The sequence below is a fragment of the Chloroflexus sp. genome (assembly GCF_034434295.1).
GTDB lineage: Bacteria > Chloroflexota > Chloroflexia > Chloroflexales > Chloroflexaceae > Chloroflexus.
Genome location: NZ_DAOTZQ010000010.1, coordinates 51,514 through 59,092, shown reverse-complemented (window position 1 = coordinate 59,092; position 7,579 = coordinate 51,514). Strand labels below are relative to the sequence as shown.

8 protein-coding genes and 1 tRNA gene are annotated in these 7,579 nt (G+C 54.6%); 4 read left to right on the top strand and 5 right to left on the bottom strand.

Annotated features, from left to right (window positions below; all coding sequences use genetic code 11):
• The 3 genes from ribA to VAE57_RS02370 all read right to left on the bottom strand — a co-directional run.
• On the bottom strand, positions 1 to 572 hold a 572-nt coding region (ribA, locus tag VAE57_RS02380; protein WP_322820315.1), incomplete at its 3' end, for a GTP cyclohydrolase II.
• Positions 573 to 574: 2 nt separating this feature from the next.
• The gene (locus tag VAE57_RS02375; protein WP_322820314.1) at positions 575 to 1,786 is read right to left on the bottom strand and encodes an MFS transporter; all 1,212 of its coding nucleotides are present in this window, start codon (positions 1,784 to 1,786) and stop codon (positions 575 to 577) included.
• Positions 1,783 to 2,703 (bottom strand): 1-acyl-sn-glycerol-3-phosphate acyltransferase, encoded by a 921-nt coding sequence (locus VAE57_RS02370; RefSeq protein ID WP_322820313.1) that lies wholly within the window; start codon positions 2,701 to 2,703, stop codon positions 1,783 to 1,785. Before VAE57_RS02370 ends, VAE57_RS02375 begins: the two co-directional genes overlap by 4 nt.
• Positions 2,704 to 2,875: 172 nt before the next feature.
• Between VAE57_RS02370 and VAE57_RS02365 the strand changes: the two genes are divergently transcribed.
• The 3 genes from VAE57_RS02365 to VAE57_RS02355 all read left to right on the top strand — a co-directional run bounded on the left by VAE57_RS02365 (position 2,876) and on the right by VAE57_RS02355 (position 4,481).
• Complete coding sequence (locus tag VAE57_RS02365) at positions 2,876 to 3,487, top strand: 2Fe-2S iron-sulfur cluster-binding protein (RefSeq protein ID WP_322820312.1); 612 nt, start codon at positions 2,876 to 2,878, stop codon at positions 3,485 to 3,487.
• Positions 3,488 to 3,623: 136 nt separating this feature from the next.
• Positions 3,624 to 4,358 carry a PIG-L deacetylase family protein gene (locus VAE57_RS02360; RefSeq protein ID WP_322820311.1) on the top strand — a complete coding sequence of 245 codons (735 nt, stop codon included), beginning with the start codon at positions 3,624 to 3,626 and terminating at the stop codon, positions 4,356 to 4,358.
• 48 nt (positions 4,359 to 4,406) lie between these two features.
• Positions 4,407 to 4,481 (top strand) — tRNA-Lys (locus tag VAE57_RS02355).
• A 90-nt stretch (positions 4,482 to 4,571) separates the two neighbouring features.
• On the opposite strand, the gene VAE57_RS02350 is transcribed toward VAE57_RS02355, so the two are convergent.
• A complete protein-coding gene (locus tag VAE57_RS02350; protein WP_322820310.1) occupies positions 4,572 to 4,925 on the bottom strand; it encodes a hypothetical protein in 354 nt (117 codons plus the stop codon).
• A 469-nt stretch (positions 4,926 to 5,394) separates the two neighbouring features.
• On the bottom strand, positions 5,395 to 5,643 hold the full coding sequence (locus tag VAE57_RS02345; protein ID WP_322820309.1) for a glutaredoxin family protein: 249 nt from the start codon (positions 5,641 to 5,643) through the stop codon (positions 5,395 to 5,397).
• A gap of 348 nt (positions 5,644 to 5,991) precedes the next feature.
• Between VAE57_RS02345 and VAE57_RS02340 the strand changes: the two genes are divergently transcribed.
• Positions 5,992 to 7,368, top strand: coding sequence for a mercuric reductase (locus tag VAE57_RS02340; protein ID WP_322820308.1), 1,377 nt, complete (start codon positions 5,992 to 5,994; stop codon positions 7,366 to 7,368).
• The last annotated feature ends 211 nt before the right edge of the window (positions 7,369 to 7,579 follow it).

The following is a 7,579-nucleotide window of genomic DNA, read 5'->3' as shown; positions in this document are numbered from 1 at the left end:
ATCTGCTTTGCCAGCAGGTAGGCAGCGCTGTAGTTGTTTGCCGGCATTTGGAGCGGTACGCGCTCGGTTACGGCAATGCCGTGCTGTTCAATGCCGGTGATTTTGGCAGGATTGTTCGTTAGCAGGCGCACGCTTTTGATGCCAAGATCGGTCAGAATGGCAGCGGCGACGCGGTAATCGCGCATGTCGTCGGGGAGACCGAGGGCGCGATTGGCGTCAACAGTATCCAGTCCTTGTTGTTGGAGGGCGTAGGCGCGAATTTTGTTTACCAATCCGATTCCCCGCCCCTCTTGTCGTAAGTACAGGAGAACACCGCGCCCCGCCTGTTGAATAGCGGTGAGCGCCGCTGCCAGTTGTTCGCCACAATCGCAGCGGTGCGAACCGAAAATGTCGCCAGTCAAGCATTCGGAATGGAGACGAGTCAGAACCGGTTCCGGTGTGTGCAGCGGACCGCAGGTCAGTGCTATCTGTTCTTTCTGCTCTGCGTCGAGATAGACCACAATCTGAAAGTGACCGAAGCGGGTTGGCAAGTCTGCCATAGCAGCACGGGTGATGGGAAAGAACGTTGTCATATCTAAGCCTCTGAGTCTTCAACTGGATGCAATGAACCGGTGGTAACCGGCTTTGGTTGCATGAAGGTGAGTACCGTTATTAACCATGCGCCGAGCAACATAAGGCTTCCGGTGAGATATGGAGCGTCGGTGCCAAACTGGTCGAAGATGAAACCGAAGCTCAAGGGGCCAATAACAAGAGCAATGCTGATCATGGTCTGCATACCGCCGAGGGTGGCCCCCTGGCGACGATCACCGGCTCGGAGCGAGATCAGGCTCGTCAGGGCTGGAACTGCCAATCCCATGCCAGCCGCAAGCATGGCGGCAATAGGAAAGAGCCGCCAGCTTTCATCGTGCACCAGCCCCACGAGGGCAAAGCTGAGTGCCATCAAGCCCAGTCCACCACCGGCGAGGTACCTCTCACCGAGCAACGGTTGCAGTCTCCTGAGCAGGAATCCCTGGGTGATGACGGCGCACAGACCAACGAATACGAAGAGGACGGCATTTTGTTCTGGTCCCCAGCCAAAGCGGATCATGGTGAAGTAGGCGACGTTGTTCTGTAAACCGGCGAAGGCGATGTTGAGAAGAACAACTGCGCCAAGGAGCGGACGTATCTGTGGCAGGAGCAGAACGCTCGCGGCTGCTACGAAGGGGTTTGTCAGCCGAACCGGTTGGATGCGTCGCTGATTGGGTGGCAGGGTTTCAGGCAGGGCGATGGTTGCCCAAAGTGCATTGAGGAAGGCAATCGTGGCTGCTACCGCAGGTGGTAGTGCTAATCCATATTGACTCAGCAACCCGCCGATGGCCGAACCGCCGATCAGCCCCAGGCCGAAGGCTGCTCCTAGCAACCCAAATCCCTGGGTGCGCCGCTCTGCGGTGGTGGTATCGGCAATATAGGCCTGAGCTACCGGCATGCTCGATCCGGCTGCACCACCTAGCGCGATGGCCAGGATGACCAGCGGCAGTGAGCCGGCCAGCGCCAGACCGAGGTAGGCTACTGCTGAACCAAACAGGCAGATCAGCAAGACGGGTCGGCGTCCGATGCGGTCGGAGAGGGTGCCCAGGAGCGGTGCTGCCAGTAATTGCATTGCTGCATATAAAGAGCCAAGCAACCCGATCACTGTGGCGTCACTCACCCACGTTTTAACGATAAAAGGCAATAACGGCATGATCAAGCCGTACCCTAACATATCAACCAGGACAGAACCGGCGACGATGACGTGGTGTCGACTCACGGTGTTCTCCTTTGCGTGGCACGTGCTTGATAAATAGATTGCCGGGCAGTGTGTAGAACGGTTGCACGCATCTGATGGTTGGCCCTGCATGGAGCACTGAATTGAATACGGACCGGTGTGGTAACCAGGTGTGGCCATAACACCTGAAGAATGGCTGCCAGCCATCGGCGGTCATCTGGATTGCGATGCAGCAAGGTCAGCGGGTGATGCAGGGCTGCCGGTGCAAGGACATTACTGACAATCGCAGTCACGACCGGCACACCGCCGGCGATCCGGCCAAAGAGATCAAGACTGGACGACCAGTCTTCCAGGCTGTCACTGGCAGTGTCATCGTGAGCCGGATCGGGTTCAATTCGTCCGGCAGGAAACGTCAAAACAGTACCACCCTGCTGGAGATGACGTAAAGCAGTTCGCAGCGCATTCATCCGGTGTTGAGGGGTAGTGCCGATGGGGATGATTGCTGCTGCAGTATTGGGAAGTGTACGCAACAGCGGGCGGGCGATGGCGATGATCTTGAGATCATTCCGGTTGAGAGCTGTGATGAGTGCCGCAGCGTCCAGGAGGCCGGGATGGTTGGCAACAATGAGTAACGGTCCCTGGGCAGGTGGTTGTGGGCCGATGATGTCCAGACCAGGTGCAAAAAGTGAGCAGATCCAGGCGCAACCAGCCGGCAATCCAGCCTGACCAACCAGTGCATCGAATGTCAGTAACTGGCGAGCAAAGCGTAGGGCTGGTGGGCGGGCCAACACGGTAGCCAGCCCATATAACCATGGTGGCTTGCTGATACCAAAACCACGCAACATGTCGGCAGTATTGAGCCAGGTCAGGTCGGCCGTTGCGGACGATAAAGCATCGGCAGTGGCAATGCATTGTTCAACACGGACGGCATCCGTCTGCTGAGTCGTTGATAACACCATATTGAGCAAAGATGATCCTATCAGATGGTCGGTTGTAGCGCACCGGTCATCGGCCAACAATGCTACACGGCACCATATAGTATTTCCACTCGTATAGGTATCATACCACTATATCAGGCCAAAATCGCGTTACAATGAATATACACTCACTTTCTGCTAAAGGAGAACAGGTATGGTGACAGTCATTGTAAACGATGTCGAAATGACGGCCCGTCCCGGTGAACGCATTCTCGATATTGCACGTCGCAACAGTGCGCACATTGGTTTCGTCTGTGATGGCACCGGTTTTTGTCAAACCTGCAAAGTACGGGTGCTGTCAGGGGCTGAGTTTCTCAGCCCACCGAATGATCGCGAGAAGAACTGGCTGCCAGAAGCGCGTTTACAGGAAGGATGGCGTCTCGGTTGTCAGGCGTCAGTACGTGGCAGAGGGCCGATTGCAGTTATTACCAACGCCGAGGAATTACGGCGCCAGGCGTTTGCAGTTATCAACCCACCTGTCGGCTCCAGCGTGGCAACGAATGTCAGTGCGCTGATCACCAATCTGACACAACAGAATATTGACCAACTGGTCGGCTATCCGTGGAATATGTTGAACGCGATTGCGACGATTGGATTGGGCCGGATCATTAATCCCTGGCAATCGATGGAGCGTTTCAATCAGTGGTTGACCGATATTGGGAAAGTCGTAGAGCAGACCCTCAATTCGCCGGCACCGGCTCCGCCGAGTGACCCGCTGGCACGGGTGCGGGCAGCCGCCGCTGAGGTACGGCGGGCAAGCGAATAATTGATCTGGGAATTGATCTGGGTGGCGTTGTTGCTGGTTAACAGTGCCACCTGGAACGTTAGCTACTCACATCTCTTGATGTGTCAAAAGTCATGGTATGCTACTTATCAGCACAGTAATTTGATAAGGAGTTACCATGCAGCAAACACAGAACGAACCAAAAACAGCATTAGTCGTTGTTGCCCATCCTGACGACGCCGAATTTGGTTGTGGTGGCACGCTGGCAGCGTGGGCGGCGGAGGGTTGGGAGATTACTCTGGTGATCTGTACCGATGGCAGTGGTGGTGGCCCCGATGATGCCACCGATGTTGGTCCGGCGGCTCGACGACGGATCAGCGAGATACGCAAGGCTGAGCAGCAGGAAGCGGCGAAGGTGCTCGGCCTCAAAGAGGTGATCTTTCTCGATTACCCCGACGGTATGCTGCAACCGACGCTTGAGTTGCGGCGTGATATTGTGCGTCAGATCAGGCGTGTCCGGGCGCAGCGTGTCGTCTGTCAGTCGCCAGACCGGGTGTGGACACCGCAATATTCGATTCCGCGCTTTCATCCCGATCATCTGGCAGCCGCTAACGCGACTCTGGCGGCGGTCTATCCAGCAGCGCAAAACGGCTGGGATTTTCCCGAATTACTGGCCGAAGGCTATCCGCCGAGCAAGGTGCGTGAAGTCTATATTACCGGCGCACCGGTGTTAAACTTTGCGGTAGACATCAGCGCTACCATCGAGCAGAAACTGGCTGCGTTGCGTTGCCATGTCTCGCAGTTGGGCGCCGATCAGACCGAACTGGCCGAGCGGGTACGGCAGTGGGCTGCCGAGCGTGGACAAGAGTTTGGTTTACCACTGGCCGAGGCGTTTCATCGAGTCGAGAATTAAGCGCATGCATTTGACGCTAGCGCCAGACTCGGCTATACTACTTCTGGCGGGCCGGTAGCTCAGAGGTAGAGCACCTGACTTTTAATCAGAGGGTCGTGGGTTCGATCCCCACCCGGCTCACCAGTAAAGCCTGATGTCGTTATGACATCAGGCTTTTGTATTTTCGGGATGCCGTCAGAGTAACCAGTCAGTTTGGTTTCTTGCTCATCTGGATCAGAAGGTGAGAACCTGATACCCTTCTACAAGCAAATGCCGGATACTGGGATGGTCTTCATACTCACTCAACAGCTTGATCTGAGCGTGAATGAGTCGATCACGAACATGAAAAGCATTGGCGCAGAAACTGCACGCTCCGCTAATCCGGTCGGCGACGGCACGGTATAATTCGTGGCGGCGATGACCAGGATCACTCAATGTCGCCAAACCTTCTGTACCAGCTCCGTCGAAGATGATGATTACATCGTCTCCCGCTTCTTTCAACTCTTTAGCGGTTTCAAGGGCATTGACCAGTCGTCCCAACCCTTCGTGTGACTCTGTTCCGGCCAGTACCAGTATTGCTACTTTCATCGGAGCTTCCTTTGCTCTGTGTTCAAGAGTCCTCAATCAGTGTACAACGCGAATACAAGACTACTCTGGATGAGTGCTTACAGAATATTATTCAGGAGAGGCAGTTGATCTGTTTTATCAAGATTGATGTAAATTGCTCCCTCTCATGTTCAATGCAGTCGGTGAGTGAGAGCCTTGCCTCAAGGTATGCAACCCTGTAGGGCTAATTGAACAGAGTGGTTTCTCCCCCGTGTCTGATGCTGGCCCCGCATGAGCTTGTGGCTTGCCGGAGATCGCCTTAGCCCGACCGGGCAGCAGATTGAACTTCTCCTTGTGCTATTTGGTGGCACGGGGTAGTCTCTCTCGTGTTGACGAGGCCGCTGGTTGTGAGACGGGCTTGTTTGCAGTTGACCAGGCCGGTCGTGAAGCAATGTAGGGTTTCAACATAAATCTCAGATCACATCTCTCCTGAACAAGTTATCCCGAATGCTTACCCCAGGCCAAGCTTCTGGGCCAATTCCCGGTTGTCAGGTTCAACCAGCACACTCCCATCGGTAAATACGAGTGTCGGAATGCTTTGCCTGCCACCGTTGAGTTGCGCCATCGTACTGGCGGCTGCTGGATGTTGCTCGATGTCGATCCATGTGTATTGTACGCCATGCTGATCGAGGAAGCGCTTTGTGCGACGACAGTCGCCGCACCACATGGCACCGTAGATAGTCACGAGTGGTTGTGTCATTGTCGTGCTCCTTAGTACAAACTGCCTGGCAAGGGTCGGCCCAGCCACGCTGCCGGGCCGACCCTCTGTGATCCAATAGATGGGATCACTGCTATTGAAGATATACCTTGGAACAGAGAAAAACAGTGATCACAATTACAGTTTGTGACAGGTCATGCAAGTAGTTTCCTTTGGGGATCGAGAAATGGATCTGCCGTCGAACCCGCCATCGTACCGGATAGGCGGAGAGAGCTGCTGTGGCGGGTATTCTCGCGTGGTTTGTAAGTTGTCTTACAGTCAGCGGTCATTCCGTCGACTAGTATGTTATAACGTTGACAACGGAATACGGCCATCGCCAGGAGTGTTTTCATGGTTGAACAATTTGATGCTATCGTTGTTGGAGCTGGTCAGGCTGGAGGCCCGCTGGCCGGTGCGTTTGCGCGTTCGGGACGTCGTACTGTGCTGGTTGAAGCAGTGCATGTGGGTGGAACGTGTATCAATGAAGGGTGTACACCAACCAAAACAATGGTTGCGAGTGCTCGCGCAGCGTACCTTGCCCGGCGGGCGCCTGACTTTGGTGTGCAAACCGGTGCGATGAACGTTGATTTCAGCTTTATCCGTCAGAGAAAAGATGATATTGTGACAGCCTGGCGTATCGGTAGTGAACGTCACCTCCAGGCTGATGGCGTTGAATTACTCATGGGATTTGCGCAGTTCGTCGATCCGCAAACGGTAGTTGTGGCGTGTAATAATGGCGAAACCCGCTATCTGCAAGCGTCAACCATTGTTATCAATACCGGTGCCCGTCCTCGTATACCTGATTTGCCTGGTCTTGAGCATGTGCCGTTCCTTGACTCAACCTCAATTATGGAGCTTGAACATTTACCGGAACACCTGGTAATCCTCGGCGGTGGCTATATCGGGCTGGAGTTCGGGCAGATGTTTCGCCGGTTTGGGAGTCAGGTGACAATTGTACAGCGCGGTGAAAGGCTGTTAACTCGTGAGGATGCTGATGTTGCCGAAGCAGTAGCGACTATTTTGCGCGAAGATGGGATTACTCTCTTCTTAAATAGTTCGGCCCGGCAAGTAGAGCGTACAGGCGAGAATGGGATTCGTCTGACGGTGGAGACGCCTGAAGGTGAACGAGTGATCGATGGTTCCCATCTGCTGGTTGCGGTGGGAAGAATGCCGAATAGTGACCGGTTGAATCTGGCTGCTGCGGGTGTGACAACTGATCGGCAAGGGTATATCATCGTTGATGATCGCCTCGCTACCAATGTTCCCGGTATCTATGCGGTGGGAGATGTTGTCGGCGTACCGGCTTTCACACACGTCTCCTACGACGATTACCGTATCTTGAAGGCAAATCTTTTGGAGGGTGGTAATCGTACCAGGCGTAATCGTCTCGTTCCCTATACCGTCTTTATCGATCCACAATTGGGCAGAGTGGGACTGAGTGAGGAAGCTGCCCGCGCTGAAGGTCGTGACATTAACGTATTTACGCTGCCGATGAGTTCGGTCGCACGTGCTATTACGACGGGTGAAACCCGTGGCTTCATGAAGGCAGTTGTTGATGCTCATACTGATCAGATTCTTGGCTTCGCCATGCTTGGGGTTGATGGGGGCGAGATTATGAGTGCGGTGCAGTTGGCAATGCAGGGTGGATTGACGGCAACGGATCTGCACAATAGTATTTTTGCTCACCCAACCCTCGCCGAGTCGCTAAACAATCTCTTTGCTCGCTAGAAGCTGTGTTGTAGGTTGCTGCCTGTTGCGTAGGGATGGGCACGTTGCTGAACGGCCTCTCTTCAATACCCGCAATGTCGCCGCATCTCAGGTGTGTGGTGGACTGCTGCTGTGCTTAACTGCCAGACCTGTCCGCTTCACGCTCTCTTCTGGTGCTGTTACCGGATTGAACATTCAGAGCCTGGCAGATCTATCTAGCCATCAGATGATC